The organism is Prosthecobacter sp., from assembly GCF_044226605.1.
In the GTDB taxonomy this organism is placed as follows: Bacteria; Verrucomicrobiota; Verrucomicrobiia; order Verrucomicrobiales; family Verrucomicrobiaceae; genus Prosthecobacter.
Genome location: NZ_JBGAGS010000034.1, coordinates 11396 through 28169 on the forward strand (window position 1 = coordinate 11396; position 16774 = coordinate 28169).

1 protein-coding gene is annotated in these 16774 nt (G+C 63.7%); it reads right to left on the reverse strand.

The genetic code is table 11. The features are described from left to right. Nucleotides 1–27: 27 nt before the first annotated feature. Complete coding sequence (locus ACILSO_RS30290) at nt 28–16578, reverse strand: M36 family metallopeptidase (RefSeq protein WP_395741241.1); 16551 nt, start codon at nt 16576–16578, stop codon at nt 28–30. Nucleotides 16579–16774: the final 196 nt, after the last annotated feature.

A 16774-nucleotide genomic window follows, 5' to 3' on the forward strand; every position in this document is an offset into this window, starting at 1 on the left:
TGATGCGTCAGCGCGGCCTGTCGCCTGCTAATTCGTCGTCACGGTGAGGCGGACGAATTTGCTGGGGTTGGAGGGGCTCATGGCGGGGGTGACGCGGATGGTGACGTTTTCGGTGACGCCATCGCCCGTGGGGGTGGAGCTCATGACCTGGACGCTGGCTCCGGTGTTGTCCCAGGTGGCGAGGTTGCTGCTGGTTTCCACGGTGTAGGAAAGGCCGGTGCGCTGGATGCGGCGGCGGAACTGCATGGTGAGGTATTTGTCTCCTGTGGTTCCGTCCGTCTGCAGTGTGGCCGCGGGCAGCATGCTGCGTGGGTTGGCGGTGCCGGCCGGAATGCCCAGGGCGTGCTCCATGAGGTTGCTGACGCCGTTGTTGTTGGAGTCCTGAGTCGGGCTGGTGATCTGGTAAACGGTGGTGGTGATGGTGGAGGTGTTGGCCGGGGTGACACTGTCCGTGGCGGTGATGGTCACGGTGTTGGCGCCTTCCTGCAGGCCGGAGAGCGCTGCGGCCCAGGCGGAGTAGGAATTGGAGGTGGTGGCCGGGGTGCCATTCACGGTCACGCTGGAGACGCCGCTTGCGGGATCAAAGGCTGTACCACGCAGAGTGCCCGTGGTGCCGCTGACGGTGGTGACGAGCGCAGTCACATCAGGCGGGCTGGCATCCTGGACAGAACTGACCGTGTTGGACCACACGCTGGGAACCGTCTGGCCGGGAGCGACGGTGTAGTCCACGCTCCAGTCATTGAGCTGAGGAGTGACAGTGCTGTCCGAAGTGGAAAGGCTGGCGCGCAGCCTGATGGCGGAGGCGGCGGCCACGGCGGGCAGGGTGTTGAGATCGGTGCCGGAGGCGACGGAAGAGGCCAGCACGTTGTTGCTGGCGTCGAGCACGCTGACGGAGAGGGAGGCGCCGGAAGGTACGGTGGCACCGTAGTTCAGGCGGCCCCACTGCTGGCGCACGGAGGGCGAGATGGTGCCGGAGGTGATGGTGCTCGTATTGAAGCTGTAAGTGGGCGACTCGCGGGTGATGGTGATGCTGTCAAACAGCGTGGCGCTGCTGCCATTGAAGGTTTTCAGACCGGCTCGGCCGGACGTGTAACGGCTGTCATAAGCCACCAGGCTGGCGGAGCCGCCATTCACGATGGGGGTTTCGATCACATTGCCGCCGCTGACGCTGACCTTCCAGGCATTGAGGATCAGCCGCGGCCCGCTGGCGCTGAGGGTGAGGCGGATGATGTCGGAAGTGGAGACGGTCACGGCGGGGAAAGTGGCGAAAGTGCCGCTGCCGACATAGCCGAGGGAAATGGTGGCGGAGGTGGCTGAAGTATAGCTGACCTGCGCCTGATAACCCACCGGCACTCCATTCACAACACTGCCGCGCAGGATGAGCGCCGAAGACATGAGAGAGGCGGGTGTCTCAGCGCAGAGGTAGGCGTCGATGGAGCCATCGCTGAAGTTGTTGGCAGCGGTGTCCGCAGCCAGGCACCAGGCATAGCTGCCTGTGATGCGGCCTTCCATGTCTCCGCCCTGATTGACCGGCAGCTCCGGCGAAGTATTGGGACCAGCGGAGAGGGGACCGCGGCCAAAGGCGTAGCCGGGGTTTCCGCCCTGGACGGTGAAGAGATTGCTCCAGGACACGCCGCTGGCATTGAAGTCCTCCACCACGATGGTGGGGGAGCTGGCGGTGGCCGCCAAGATCACGCTGCCGGCAGCCTTGTCTGCAGTGACGCCTGAAAGCGCGTCCGATGAAAAATCTCCCCAGCGGGTCTGCGACCAGGTGGAGTCTCCAAAGGCGGGCGCACGCAGGTAGCGCAGGCGGTACCAGTACTGCACATTGTTGCCGAGGGAGGTGGCCGTGGCGCTGAGGCTGGTGGTGGACTGGTTCAGGGCAAAGGTGGTGAACACAGGGTTGTTCGTGCCCTGGATGTCATAACTGACGGCGCCGCTGACAGAGGGCCAGGAGACGGTGTTGGACGTGCCGCCGCTGAAGAAGGGCTCGGAATTGATGGTGGGAGCAGCGGGCGCAAGGGTGAGGGCCTCCACGGTGCCGGTGCGGCCGTAGTTGTCGCTGACGGTGAGAGTCAGATCTTTGGCCGCGCCTGTCAGAGTGACATTGCCACCCCAGATGCCGCCGCCGAAGGCTCCTGTCTGGGCGGGCGTGACCGTGACGCCGCCATTGACCATCAGGCGGAGCTGAGGCTGCAAATAACTGCCGGACACGGTGGGAGTGGAGCCGCCATCCCAGGATACCGGCGTGCCGTTGGTGCTGTTGGCGCCGCCGGAGGTCATCATCACCGCATCGGCGAACGAATGACGCACGCTGGCGCTGGTGACGGTGGCGCTGTTGTCGAAGCTGAAGTCCACCATCAGGTTGTCCGTGCCGTTGTAGTCAAAAGGCGCGCTGAAACTGTAGCTGCTCCAGCCCGCAACGGGTGTGACGGAGCCTTGGAAGACGGTCACCCAGCCGCCGGCGTCCCAGGCGAGGCTGCCGGCGAAGCTGGTCTTGGTGGTGTGCTTGAGCCGGATGGTGAAATTGCTGAAGGTTCCGCCTGCGGTGACGATGTTGAGGCCAAGACCAGACAGGCTCATGGCGCGGCCGCCGAGCTGCGCGGCGGTGTAAATCACCTGGGTGCGTGTGTCATGGTTGCCGCCGTTGAAAGGATAAACAGAGGTGATCGCGCCGTCTCCCACCATCACCTGGCCCATGCCCGGGGCGTTCACACTGATGTCGATCGGGTTGTTGTAGTTGATGTCCGTGGTGCCGGAGGCGTTCACCGCACGCACAGTGATGGCCTGGGCGGCTCCGGAAGTGATCTGGCTGCCGCTGGTCAGGCCGGTGATGATGAACCGTGAGGCGGTGCCAGCGCCGGAGTTATACTGGGGGAAGGCGCCCGAGGTGCCGGTGACGGCGCCACTGGTGGCGGTGACGGTGGCGATGCCTGCGCCGCCGAGGGTGACATTGCCACTCCACTGTCCACCGGAGAATCCGCCGGTGGTGGTTCCCGGGGTGACGGTATTGGCGACGCCGCTGATCGTGCAGGACAGCGTGGCGGAGGTGCCGTCCACCGCAGTGGCAGGGTAGCCATCGATGGTGCGTGCGACGACAGTCAGCGGGAAGGAGGCGCCGGCAACGCCGCTGCCGGAGAGTGTGGTGACGCTGAGGTACTTCACATCATCATCGACCACACTGATCGCGGCGGCGCCGTTGCCAAAACCGCCGGCGGTGGCCGTGAGGGTGGCGGTCTGGATGCCGTCCGTGAGGCTGTCGTTGACGATGTTGAGCGTGAAGGTGGCGGAGATGGATCCCGCCGGGATGGTCACAGTGGCCAGGGCTGGCTGGGCCTCGGTGGTATCATTGGAGGAGAGGCTGACAAGGGTATCGGTGGCCTGTGTGGACGGGAGGGAAACAGTGCCCGTCACGCCGCCTGCGGATTCGGCGGCAGATGCGGGAATGGAGAGGGTGAGGGGCGCAGCGGACAGCGGGTTAAAGATGTTGCTCAAACCCAGCGTGGTACCCGACTGCGCCTTCAGAAGAACGCTCGAGGTGTAGGGAACTGTGAGTGAACCGGTCCACACTCCAGCAACGAAAGCCCCTGTGATAGACGGGCTGGGGGTGAAGCCCGGATCAGAACCCAGAATGAAATCCGGACGGAGGTTGGTGGTGGTGCCTGCCGTGGACCATTGCAGCGGATCGCCGGAAAGCGCATTGGCGTAAATGGAACGCAGGGCGCCCGCATCGGTGGCGCTCGACGAGGCGGTGGCGGGGATGATGCCCGTCGTGAGGGACATGTCCACCAGCACGTTCTGCGCGCCATCGTAGCTGAAAGGAGTGGTGAAGGTGAAGGTGTTCATTCCGGCAAACGCCGCTGTCGATCCCTGGTAGCAGGTGGTCCAGCCGGTGTTCTCAAACAATGCGGACGCCGTGTAATCGGACTTCGAGGTGTGCTTCATCCGAATGGTCAAGACTCCCACGTCTGCGGAAGAACCGAAGGAGACCACGTTGAGAGACAGGGACTGGAAAACTTTGGCCGCTCCGAGCTCAGCGGCGGTGCAGATGGTCTGCGCCCGGTTGGAGAATCCGGTGTGGCTGAGAGGGTAGGACCAGCTGGTAGCTCCGGTGCCGGTCTTGGTGGCCTTCATGGCGGTGAGGCCTGCATTGCCGGTAAAGTTGCCCACGGTGTTGCCATAGGCGTCCAGGGCGGAGACGGTGGTGGAGAAGGGCACTCCCGCCGTGGGCTGGGTGATGGTGCTCCAGCCAAACTGGACGGCGGTGCCATAGGTGACGGCGAAGCTGCTGCTGCTACCTTTTCCTCCGGTGACGGGATCCGTGAGGGTGAGGACGGCGTTGGTGGCAAAGCTGGAGACCGTGACACTCGGGGATCTTGTGCCGCCACTGAAGGAGCTGACCGTCGTCGGCGAGACAGTCAAAGAAGTGGCGCCATCAACCGCGGTGAGGACCGGGGACCCCGAGTAATTGGTGATGACGACATTGTTCACGTCGCGCGCGGTGAAGGTGACACCGAAGGGCGCATTGCGCACCTGGGGGCCCACGGCGGAAACGAGGAAGTTGTCCACGTCATCGTCAGTGACGCTGATGGTGGCGCTGCCGCTGGTGGTGTTGGTGGCGCTGGCGGTGATGGAGGCGCTTTGCGTGCCGTCACGCAGGGTGTCATTGACGATGTTGAGCGTGAATGACGCGGAGGTGGATCCGGCCGGGATCGTGACGGTGGAGGTGGCGGGCTGGGCTTCCGTGGTGTCGTTGGAGGCAAGATTGACCGTGAGCGCCGACGGCAGTGCAAAGGAGAGGGTGACGGTGCCGGAAACGCTGACCCCATTTTCGGAAACGGAAGCGGGCAGAGTCACACCCAGGGCAGGGGTGCTGACCGTGAAGTTGCCCGTGGCGCCCGAGGCAACGCCGCTGCTGGCACGCAACCTGACACTGGAGGCCGTCGTGCCACCAGGAGTGAAGCTTCCACTCCACACGCCGCTGGTAAAACTGCCGGTGACCGTCGGGGTCACAGGAAGGGTGAAGCTGGAGGAGCCGAAGCGTGCATTGGGCACCACGACATTGCTGACGGGGGTTGGGTTGGTCGTGCCGGTCCAGGTCAGCGGGCTGGCGTAGTCCGTGTCGGTTTGAAGCAGCACGGTGCGGGTCGCGGAGGCGGTGGTGTATTGCACGTAGCCCTGGACGGTGCCGGTGGCGGAATTGTAGTAGCTGTAGTCCACCATGAGCGAACTGGTGCCGTTGTAGGCAAAGGGCGTGGTGAAGTCGAACTGCTTCCACCCGGAGGAACTGATGGCCGGATTGCCCTGATAGACGGTCGTCCAGCCGCTGCTGTCCCAGGAGGCCGTGCTGTAGCTGGTCAGCGCGCTGTGCTTCATGCGGATGGTGAAGTTGCTGAGCGTGCTGCCGGGCACGGTGCTGACGTATAGAGCCAGGTTGTTGAGGTTGCGGGCCGAGGGGCCCACCTCGCTGGGCAGGTAGATCACCTGCATGCGCTGCGTGCGGCTTTGCGAGCCGAGGGGGATGGACCAGACCGTGGTGCTTGTGCCGGAGGTGTTGAACGTCGGATCACTGGACAGGGAGAGATTGGCCGTCTGATTGAAGGAGCTGATGGTGTTGTTGGAAGCATCCTGCGCGGTGATGGTGACCGGCTGTGCGAATCCATTGGCAAGGACCGAGGAAACCGCACTGATGCTGAAGTGATCCAAGGGGCCGGAGGACACCGCAAACAGATTGCTGCTGCCTTTGCCTCCGGTGGTCGGGTCCGTGGCGGTGATCACGGCATTGGTGGCGAAGCTGGAGATGATGATGCTCTGAGTCTTCGTGCCACTGGAAAAGCCTGACATCGAGGTGGGCGAAATGGTGAGCGGAGTGACACCATCGAGAGCCGTGAGGGTGGGCGTGCCGGAGTAGGTGGGAATGGTGACGTTGTTCACGTCACGGGCGGTGAAGGTCACCGAGAATGCGGCCGTGCGCACCTGGGAGGAAACGGCGGAGACGAGGAAGTTGTCCACGTCATCGTCAGTGACGCTGATGGTGGCGGTGCCGTTGGTAAAGCCGCTGGCGCTGGCGGTGATGGTGGCGTTCTGGGTGCCGTCTCGAAGGGTGTCGTTGACGATGTTGAGCGTGAAGCCCACGGAGGTCGATCCGGCGGGTATCGTCACGGTGGAGGTGGCTGGCTGGGCTTCGGTGGTGTCATTGGAAGCGAGAGTGACGGTGGTGGCGGAGGCCTGGGGAATATTGAGGGACACCGTGCCGCTCACCGTGCCTGCGGACTCGAGAGCCGAGGCTGGCAGGGTGACGGACAGAATCGGCGGGCTGGTGCTGAAGATGTTGGAAACGGAGGCGATGGACCCGGTGGTGGCCTGCAGCCGCATGCTGGCCACGCTGGTGGGGACGGTCACATTGCCGGTCCAGACGCCTGAAACGAAAGAGCCGGTGGTGCCGGGAGTGACAGCGAGGTTGGCACCGTACTGGAACCGGACGTTGGGCAGTGACGAGGTAACGTTGTTGCCCACATTGGTCCAGTTGTAAGGATCTCCATAGCCCCAGCTGGAGAGAGCGCCGGCGTAGAGGTGCCGCGAAGTCGAAGCGGTGGTGACCTGGCAGGTGCCGGCGGAGGCGTAGGTGGCGTTGTCGAAGACGATGTCCACCAGCAGATTCTGCGTGCCATCATAATTGAACGGCGTGGGGAACGTGAACGTCTTCAGGCCGGTGGAGGTAATGGTTTCGGAGGGGTTCGAATACACGGTGACGAGGCCGGTGTTGTCAAAGCTGACGCTGCCTGAGTAGGAGGCGGTGGAGGTCTGCTTCAGGCGAATGGCGAAGCGGGACATGGGCAGGCCGGGGAGGCTGGTGACATTGAGCGTCATGCCGGTCAGCAGCCGCGCACCGCCGATTTCAGAGGGGAGGAAGATCATCTGCGAACGGCTGTCGTCGTAACTGGTGTCGAACGGTTTGATGAAGGTTGAGGTCCCGGTGCCAATGACGGATTCCCCCCAGGTGATGATGCCCCCAAGACTGGCGGTGCCGGTGAAACTCGGGACGGTGTTTCCCTGAGCATCCTGGGCGGTGAGGGTGGTGCTGAAGGGCACTCCGGGAGCCTGCTGGGCGCCGATGGCGCTCCAGCCAAACTGGCTCATGGTGCCATAGCTGACGGCAAAGGCATTGCTGGAACTGGTGGTGCCCGCGGCAGAATCCGTGGCGGTGATGATGGCATTGGTGGCATAGCTGCCGATGGAAACAGCCTGGGTTTTGATGCCGCTGGAGAAGCCGGTGAGCGTGGCAGGCGTGATGGCCAGGGCAGTCCCCCCATCCGCCGCAGTGAGGGCGGGTGTGCCTGCATAGGTTGTGATGGTCACGTTGTTCACGTCCTGGGCGGTGAAGGTGACATTGAAAGCGCCGTTGCGAACCTGCGGGCTGGGCACCGTGGTCATGGCAAAATGGTGCACGTCATCGTCCAGCACGGTGATGTTATAGCTGGAGGAAGTGAAGCCGGAAGCCGAGGCGGTGACAGTGACCGTCTGCGAGCCGTCCTTGAGGTTGTCATTGACCGGCGTGAGGGTGAAGTAGTTGCTGGAGGAACTGCCGGCGGGAATGGTGATGGTGGCGGGAACGGTGAGTTCGGTGGTGTCGTTGGACGCCAGATTGATGGTCAGCGGGCTGGTGACGCTGCCGGAGAGATAGACATAACCGGCGGAGGCCTGAGGTGCGGCACCTTCGCTCACGCTGCTGTAGAAAAGATAGAGCGTGAGATTGGTGCTCTCATTGTCGATCACCTGCATGGTCGAGGTTCCGGGAGTGGAGCCGGCCAGGGTGGCGGTGATGGAGGCTGTCTGCGTGCCATCGATGATGGAGTTGTCCGGCGCGGTGATGGTGAAGGTGGCGCTGGTCTGACCGGAGGGAATGACCACGGATGCCGGAACGGTGGCACGTGAGATGAGAGAGGAGGCCAGCGTCAGGGTGAGATCGGCCGCGGCGGTGGCGCCAAGCTGCACGGTGCCCTGGGCGGTCAGTCCTTCGGTCACGTTGGAGGGCAGAGTTACGGTGACCGTGGTGCTGTCATTGTCGGTCACGGTGCTGGTGCTGGTGGCGGTGGGGTAGCCCACGGCAAGGGCGCGGCATTGGACGGTTTGCGGCCCATCCAGCACCGCATCATCCACCACAGTCACATCGAAGGTGACGCTGTTCTGCCCGGCAGGGAGGATCACCGAGGCCGGGAGGGTGATCTCCGAGGTGTTCAGGCTTTCAAGCGAGATCGTGAGCGGCGAGCCCGGAGGGGTGGAGATGCTGACCATGCCTGCGCTGGGCAGGGTGCCCTGACCTTCGGTCATACTGGCCGGAAGCGTGAGCGTGAGCGTCGGGCCTGTGGCGGTGGTGGTGACGGAGTTGCTGGTTCCGGAAACGCTGCCTGAGGTGGCGGTGACGGCTATCGTGCCTGCCGCTCCCAGTCGAATGTCCCCGGTCCAAACGCCGTTGACGAAGGCGCCGGTGGCCAATGGAGAGACTGCGGCGGGGGCACCGGATCTGACCAGCCGGATGTTGGGCTGGGAGGTGCTGGTGTACCCATAGGTGCCCGTGCCGTTCCAGGTCAGCGGATCGCCTGAATACGCTCCGTTGTAAATGGTGCGCGAGGTGGCGGACGCGGTGTAGCGGCAGTAGGAAGCGCTGCCGTAGGAGCTGCTGGAGAAGCTGATGTCCACCATCAGATTGCTGGAGCCATCGTAGTCGAAGGGAGTGGTGAAAGTGAAGTAGTTCAGACCTGTCGCCAGGGTCTTGCTGCCGGTGTAAACGACGGTCCAGCCGCTGCCCTCCCAGGAGGTGTCCGTGGTGTAGTTCACACGGCTGGTGTGCTTGAGGCGGACGGTGAAAGTACTGGTGGTGGGGGAGCCGAGGGACGCCACGTCCAAAGCGAGACCTGAGAGCCTGCCCGCGGTGCCTGCCTCCGCCGGCGTGTAGATGGACTGGGTGCGGTGAACCTGGTAGCTGGTGTCCAGAATGTAATAAGTGGTGCCGGTGCCCGTGCCGACGGTGGTCTCGCCGGTGACGGCCGTGTTCAAGGCGGTCAGAGCCGCCGTCCCCACAAAGTCCGTGACGGGATTGTTGGAGGAGTCTTTGGCGCGGATGGTGGCGGTGATCGGTGCATTGACCGGCTGGGATGCAGGGAGGGTGTCCCAGTCAAAGTGGTGCAGGCCCGGTGTGACCGTCATGGTGGCGGAGACGGTCTGCTGCGGCTGCAGGCCGTCGTTGCTGGTGATCTGCAGGCCGCCCTGATAAACACCCGGCGACATGCCTGCGGCATTGAAGGTCACCTGCACCGGTGCGCTGCCACCGGGGGCGATGGTGCCGCTGGCGGGCGTGGCAGAAAGCCAGTTGGCCACCTCGGCGATGTCGAGGAATTTGGTGAAGATGGCCGTGGTCTGCGCATCATTGATGTAGCCGCCGCTCTGCCCGGCGTAGAGCAGGTAATAGACCCGCGTCACTCCAGTGAGACCCGTGACGGTGTGCTGGTCGTCATTGGTGTCCGTGGCATAGGAGTGCGCCACGCTGCCATTGTCCGCGACGATGACGAGATGGTTGACCGAAGGGTCGCCGGCGTTGTACACGCGCTTCACAAAGCCCTTGTAGCTGACTCCGCCGCGCGTCGCCGTCAGCACGGAACCATCCGAAGAGCCACTCCCGTCCGCGCCCAAGTTGCCGGTGATGCCGAAGCTGGAGATACCGGCGACATCTGCCGCGAAGACAAACAGCCCGGGCTGCTTGCGCGTGAAATACCTGCCGCCTGTGCCGAGGCTTGAGGCCGGAGCAGCGACCACGTTGTCGGAGTAGGAGATGTTGGTGCCGAGATTGGTGCTGAGGTAGTTTCCGCCATCGTACATGTCGTTGCCACCATCCGAGATGTAGTTGCCGGTGATGCCTTCGCTGAAATCATAACGGTTTGGGATCAGCGCGGTGATCTCGGCATAGCGTGCGTTGATCTGCGCCAGGCAGTCGTCCAAATTTCTGCCGAAGCCCAGAGACGCAACCGCACCGGCCTCGGCAGCGCGGGGCTGGGACCAGGAGGTGGGAGGGCGCGCATCAGCTTCATCTTTGGAAAGTGGTGTCGCAAGGCCGGTGAATTCAAGTCCTGGAGCCGCGCTTACCACGTAGGTCTGGCTCAGGCTCCACGTCAGCGGAGACACTCCGGTGTTGGACAAAGTGAGCGTGCGTGTCTTGGAGGTATTTTGCGCGGTGCTGAGCGCAAAGCTGGCCGGGCTGGCCAACAGGCGGGGGCCCGCTGCGACATCGAAGGCATTGGACAGCGTTGTGGCTGTGGGCGAGGCCACGGAGAGCTTGACGTTGGTTCCCGGCCCCATCACGCGCACGTTTCCAGTCCACACGCCGTTGTTGAAAGGACTCAGCACGCCGGGCTGGACATTGATGGCTCCGGAATCTCCCGCGGCGGTCAGAAGCACCGGCCCGCCGACATTGCCGATGATGGTCACATCATTGACGTCCTTTGCGGTGGCGGTGAAGGCAAAGGCGATGCCTTCCTTCTGCGGGCTGGCTATGGTGGAGAGTGCGAAGTGGTGCACGTCATCGTCCAGCACGTCGACGTTCACACTACTGCCGGTGAAGGTGGACGCGCTGGCGGTGAGCGTGACGCTCTGCGTGCCATCTAGCAGCGTGTCGTCCACCGGATCCAGATTGAAAGCGGCCGAGGAGGAGCCTGCCGGAATGGTGACCGAGAGGGTTGGCAGGGCAGTGGTGTCGCTGGACGTCAGAGTGACGACGAGGTCCTCCGCTGTCTGACCCGAGAGAGAAATCGTGGGAGTGGTGAGCGTGGCTGCGCCTTCGCTGATGCTCGCGGGCACGCCATTGATGGTGAGAGTGCGCGCCTCATTGTCCGTGATGGTGAGCGACTTGGTGCCACTGCCCCAGCCTGCCACACTGGCGGTGAGCACGGCTGTCTGCGGCCCGTCCAGCACGGTGTCGTCTACCACCGTGAGACTGAAGGGGACGGAGGTGGCGCCAGCAGGAAGAGTGACGCTGGCAGGCACGATGGCCTCGGTGGTGTCGCTGGAGGCAAGCTGCACGATGACGTCGTTCGTGGGTGCAGCACTGGAGGAGATGGTGCCGGAGACGATCCCCGCGTCTTCGGCAAAGGTGTCTGAGGAAAAGTTGATCGTCAGCACGGCGCCCTCGTCATCGGCCACGATCAAGCCGACGCTGGCCGCCAGATAACCCGCGCCCACGGCGCCGATCTGCGTGGTCTGCGGACCATCGAGAACGGCGTCATTGATGATATTGAGCGTGAAGGGAACGCTGGTGCTGCCGGCGGGAATGGTGACGGTGGGGGCGGCCGGCACTGCGGCGCTGGTGACACTGGAACTGAGCGCCACCACCAGATCCGCAGCGGGAGCCGAGGAGATCGTGACCGTGCCGGAGAGCGTGCCGGCATTTTCGCTGACCTGAGATGCGAGAGTGATCCCGAGCGAGCCAAGGGACTGCACATCGAAAACATTGCTGACGCCGGTGTGGTTCGCGCCATCTCTGGCGGTGATGGCCATTCCCACGGCTGGCTGCTGCACGGAAACATTGCCCGACCAGACACCGGAAGTGAAGGAGCCCGTCGTGCCAGGGCTGATGGCAATCGGAGTGCCGACGGAATAACTCAAATCGACGAACCAGCGATAAGTACTGTCGACCACGGTGGGAAAGGCGTCGCCTACGATGTAATATCCCGTTCCAATGGTGCCGTCCTGAAAGGTGGGTGACATGTCCGTGCGGGCATAGTACGGCGCGCCAGCAGTGAAACAGGAGATGCGATAAGTAACGCCAGCCTGAAGAATCAGGGGGCTGCCCAGGGGAGTTTCAGTCCACGTTCCATTGGGCCCGGTCACGGCAGCGCTCACGAGCAGCGCGCCGGCATCCGTCCAGATGGAAACTTTGGAACCCGAGTAGCTGCGGACCGCGTTTACGGTGATGTCCCGCGATGGAGTGAATGCGTAGCCCAGAGTGAAGGCGCCATTGTTGTAGGTGAAGCTGTAGTCGGGGCTGTTGAGCAGCGTGCCTCTGGTGCCCGTGCCGCCAATGCCGCCGGAAAGTGAGACGGTGCCCTCATAGTTTGTCATCGTCGCACCGGAGGCGTCCTTTGCTGAAACCGTCACGGGGAAGGGGGCGTTCACCATCTGCGGTGAGGCAACGGCGTCCCATGAGAAACTGGACACAGCAGGCGTCACATTCAGAGTCACGGGCACCGGCACGGACGGATTTGTGTAGTCGTTGGAGGTGATGTCGAGCTGCGCTGTGGCGGTGCCTTCCGCAAGAGATGCGGCATTGAAAGTGACGGCCACGGTGGCGGACTGCCCTTCCTCCACACTGCCGCTGGCAGGCGTGCACGTCAGCCACGTTTTCGATCCGGCCGCGTTCCATGTCATCGTGCCCAGGCCGTTGTTGGAGAGGGTCAGCGTGCGCGTTTTGGTGGACTGCCGCGGGATGTCCAGCGTGAAGGAGGCGGGAGCCACGGCAATGTGCGGGCCCGGGAGCACATTGAAGGCATTGCTCTGCGCGGTGGCCTGCGGTCCGGTGACGGTGATGGCCACATTCATGGCCGGAACCGTCACGCTCACATTCTGCTGCCAGACTCCGTTCACAAAATTCGCCGCCGGGTAGTTGTAGCTGACGGGGCCTGAGCTGTTCGCCGCTGTCTGCGTCACAGGTCCGGCCACGGCGGGCAGTGTGAGGCCGTTGATGTCCTGCGCGGTGATGGTGAACTGGAAGGGCGCAGCTTCCCGCTGCGGACTGGCGACAGTGCTGAGCGCGAAGCTGGCCGCGTCATTGTCACGCACGGCGATGGCACCTGTCACCGCCGGATTTCCGAGCGCAGAGGCGCTGATGGTCACGTTTTGTGTGCCATCGAGATCCGTGTCGTCCACAATGCCGGCGAGCACGGCGGCGCTGTTTTGCCCGGCAGGAATGGTGATGGAGACAGGCAGGGTGAGTTCGGAGGTGTCGCTGGAGGCCAGCGTGACGGTCACGGCGTTCACGGCGACGCCGCCGAGCGTCACGGTGCCCACCTGGGCGCTGGCGCCTGCGCTCTCATTCGTCTCCGTGTTCAAGGTCAGGGAGATCGCGGGCACTTCGTCATCAAACACCGTCACGCTGGCGCTGCCCGGCGTCCAGTTCTGCACACTGGCGCTGATGATCGCGCTGCGGCTGCCATTGAGCAGGTTGTCGTTTGGCAGGCCGATGGAGAAGAGGGCGCTCGTCTGGCCGGCGGGGATCGTGATGCTTGCGGGAATCTGGACCGAGGCATTGTCTGAGGCGAGAGCCACGGACACATCCGTGGCCACGGGCGTGCTGACGGCGATGGAGCCCTGCAGCGGCGAACTGCCTTCGATGCCGCTGGCCGGGGCGGTCACCGTGAGGGCGGCTGTTTCATTGTCATTCACCAGGATGACCTTGGAAGCCGGGACGAAGGTCAAGGCGGTGGCGGTGATGGTGACCGGCTGCGTGCCATCGAGCAGGGCGTCGTCATTGATGGTGACGGGGAAGGTCACGGAGGTGGCACCTGCGGGCACCAGCACCGAGGCGGGCACGCTGGCATCCGCATCACTTGCACTCAGAGACACGGTGACACTGGCTCCGGGCGCCGGCGTGACGGACAGCGTGGCGGTGACGGGCGCGTCTCCCTCCGTGGCTGCCGCCGGCAGGGACAGCGCCAGGGTGTTGTTCACGGTCTCGGCCACCAGGATGTCGTCGATGGCGATGCCGTCGGTATCGATGCCGAAGTTGTCGTACTGATTGAAGCGGATTTTGAAATTCGCGCCGTAGGTCAGTCCGTGGGCGGCCATGGCGGCATCGAGGTCCACGACGTATTTGGTGTAGGTGTCGGTGAGCGAGCGCAGGCCTTGCACTTCATACCAGTTGCTGCCACCATCGGCGCTGATGGCCACGCCATCGAAATCGTGCCCCGTGCCAGGGAAGGGGGAAGGGGGCGGGCCGTCGCCTTCATCGTTGTAGGATCGGGCCCAGAAGCTCAGCTGCACCTGGTGGCGGCCGGTCATGTCGAGCGTGAGCGTGGCTTCGTTGCGCGAGTAGCTGCCGTCCACGCTGGAGTCCATGGTCAGGTGGTAGGTGCCGGCGTGCGGGAAGTTCGCGTTGGTGACCTGCGTGCGGTAGGAGTTGGTGCCGGTGACGGTCCAGCTGGAGCCAAGCGACGGGGTGGCGAACGGCTCGCTGAAGACGGTGATGGTGAAGGGATCCACCGTCAGGTTCACACTGCGCGTGAGCACGGCCCCGCTGGTGACGTTGGTAAAGCTTGCATTGTCCGTGTAGGAGCCCGGGGACAGGTTGTTGGCGGCGGCATTGAAGGACACCACCACCGTGGTGCTGGCACCGGCTGCCAGAGTGCCGGACGTGGCGGAAAGGGTGAGCCATGGCTGAGTTTTGGCAGCGGTCCAGTTCAGCGGAGCCGCGCCGGTGTTTGAAAGGGTGAAGGTCTGGGAGGCGGGGGTGAAGGGGCCGCCGATCATGCCCGAAGCCGTGACGCCCGCGATGGGCGTCACGCTCAAATCATCCGGAAAGTCGAAGGCCTCCACCAGGCCCGCCGTGGTGCTGCTGGAGGGAGAGGAGGCGCTGGCGCCCATGCCGCGCTTGGCAAAGGCGGACCAGATTTCGCTGCGGTTGGCGCCGGCGTTGCCCACGAGGTCGGCCTGCAGGATGGCATCGCGGGACTGCAGCATGTTCGGGTTCACCGGGCAGAGCTTCATGGCGTCCGTCGTGAGCTGCAGCGCCAGCTGGTTGCCCGTGGCCCAGCCGTATCTGGTGACGAGGTTGGCGCGCATTTCCCACAGCGTGACGCACCACACTTCGCCTTCATTGTGCACTTCATCCGCCGTGCTGCCGATGATGCTGCTGCGGGGAATGCCGGCATGCACGCTGGCCTGGGCGGGATCGATGTCCTTGAAGGTCAGCGGATTTTTTGTGAGGTTCGTCGAGTACGGATAGCGGCGGATGCCATAGTAGTAGTTCTCCGCCAGGCCGCCGAGATTCTTCGTCGCATAGCCGCCGGCGGCGTAGTTGCCATTGGGGTCGTCCGAGGCCTCGCTGAGCAGGCAGAGGGCGTAGAAGTCAGACCAGCCTTCGCCCATGCCCTCGGTCTGGTTTTGGTAGATGCCCACGCCGCCGCCCACGAGGCGGTTGCTGAGGCCGTGGGTGTATTCGTGAATCACCACCTCGTGGTCCAGGTCGCCATCGCGCTGGGGGGTGGGGTCGGAGAAAACATACATCTGCATGCGGCCCGGGGAGCCGTCCGAAGGGGTGGAGAAGTTGGCGTTGTTGGTGCCGCTGCCGTCCTGCGCGTCTGCCTGCACGGCATCATTTCCCAGGCCGCCACGTGCGAAGTTGTTCGTCTGGAAATTGCCCGCGCTTTCGGTGAAACCCAGGGAGTAATACCGGTCGTGGATGTAGTTGCAGAGGTAGAAAAGATTGGTCACCGCCGCGTCCCGGTAGGTGGACGGGGCCTGGGTGAGGTCCATGGTGAAGTCAAAGTTCCGCGTGGCGGAAGTGGGGCGGGGGAGGTCGGCCACGTTGTCGGCATTGGTGTCCGTGTGCGCATCCACGTTGTTGCCCAAGGTCTGCGTGCCGCCGTCATCGATCCAGCCATTCGGAGAGGCGGTGGTGTTCAGGGCATCCAGCGTGACCAGATTGCGGCTGACTTCAGCGGGCTGCGTCGCCGTGGGGACGTTGTACCCCGGGGAAAAAGGAGTCGGGCTGTCATAGGGCTGGAAGCCCGGCTTGGCATAGACGCGGTAGCTCGCGTTGCTGATGTCATTGGTGATGCTCTGGCGCACCAGCACGGTGCCTTTTTCCGCATCCACCAGCACGCGGAACATTTCGTTCTGCTGCAGGCTGAACGTCTCCACCTGCCAGGCCAGGCGCAGCGTGGTTTCATTCATGGGCACCCAGCTCAGGTGCGCCGTGGTGTCTGAATAGCCGGGGGCGGTCAGCTTCTGCGCCTTCTCGGCGCCCTGCGTGGGACTGGCGGTGGCGACGACAGCGGACTTTTGCAGTTCGCCGCCGAGATTGCCGGCCACGGTGGCCAGGGCGTCTCCCGCATCCAGCGGCGGCTTTGCCACCAGGGCTGCCTGATCTCCGGCTGCCTTCACGGGGTCCGTCAGGAAATGACTGCCGAGCGTCACCAGATCGCCATTCTTGGTCAGGTTTGCCTTCAGGATCGTCTGGAAGACCGGCACCCCGGCCACTTCCTGCTGCCACACGACGGTGCGCATGCCATTGTGCGCCGTAACGTCTTCACGCGTGACCCGTGATTTGCCGGGCTCCAGCGCCGCGGTGCCATGACCAAACAGCGCCTCGTGCTTGGAAACAAAGTCCCGCACCGCCGCATAGGGGTCCTGCGGAGTCACTTTCCCATTCGTCAGAAACCGGCCCGTGGCCATGATGCTGCTGGGCGCTCCGGTGATGGCGTCAAAGTCCACCTGCACGCCGGGGATTTCCTGGCGCAGAGCCGTGAGGGCCTGCAGCCGCGTGGGGCGCGGCGCGGCGGCGCTGGCCTCCCGGTGGTCGATCTCTTCCACGCGCTTTTTCGCACGGTCCAGAATGAAGCTGTTTTTCGCGAGGGGCGCAGCGGGCGTTTTTGCTGGCGTATTCTTAGAATTTTGTCGCGGCAAGCCGTCCTTGCGGAGGGGGGCGAGAAAGATTCCTATGGCTGCAAGAGTCAGCAGCAGGCCGAGAACAAGGCCCGATCTTTTAAGAAAAATGAATTTCACAGCG